Annotated in this window: 1 protein-coding gene; it reads right to left on the bottom strand. The window is 55.1% G+C overall.

Annotated features, from left to right (window positions below; all coding sequences use genetic code 11):
- Positions 1 to 432 (bottom strand): hypothetical protein (locus QEH53_RS24025; protein WP_309025777.1); only part of this gene is annotated, 432 nt, incomplete at its 3' end.
- Positions 433 to 461 lie beyond the last annotated feature (29 nt).

The following is a 461-nucleotide window of genomic DNA, read 5'->3' as shown; positions in this document are numbered from 1 at the left end:
TCTCAAGGTCAGGATTTCGGCGTAGACCGTCACGATATCCGCTTTCAGGTCTTGCATGAGTTGAAGCCTCATCGCCTCCGTCTCCGGAAGCCGGATCTTTGGAGAGGCGAGCTTGAAAAGGTCAATCCGATAGCCAAGCGAGTAATTCAGACGCTCGCTCGTGCCGGTCTGCAAAACGTCGTCCAGCCTTTCAGCAGTACCGTAAACGGCACCGCCTCCAAAGCTGGAAGCCTCCGCCAATCGGCCCGAAATCGTTTTGCGTTTTCGTTCCTCTGAAACCTCACGATTCGCCGCGATGATCGCGGCCGCGTTCTCCTCAGCGATCGAGAAAAGCCGAGCGAGGTTCGCTTGATCTTCTTCGCTCCAGGGCGAAGCTAAGCAAGCCGCCGAAAGGCTCAGGAGGTACGCGGCTTTAAGGATCTTCTTAACCATGGCAAAAAGAGCATGAAGAACACGAAGGA

Source organism: Pelagicoccus sp. SDUM812002, assembly GCF_031127835.1.
Classification (GTDB): Bacteria; Verrucomicrobiota; Verrucomicrobiia; order Opitutales; family Opitutaceae; genus Pelagicoccus.
The sequence above is the reverse complement of the archived record's forward strand: the minus strand, read 5'-3'. Positions and strand labels throughout refer to the sequence as shown.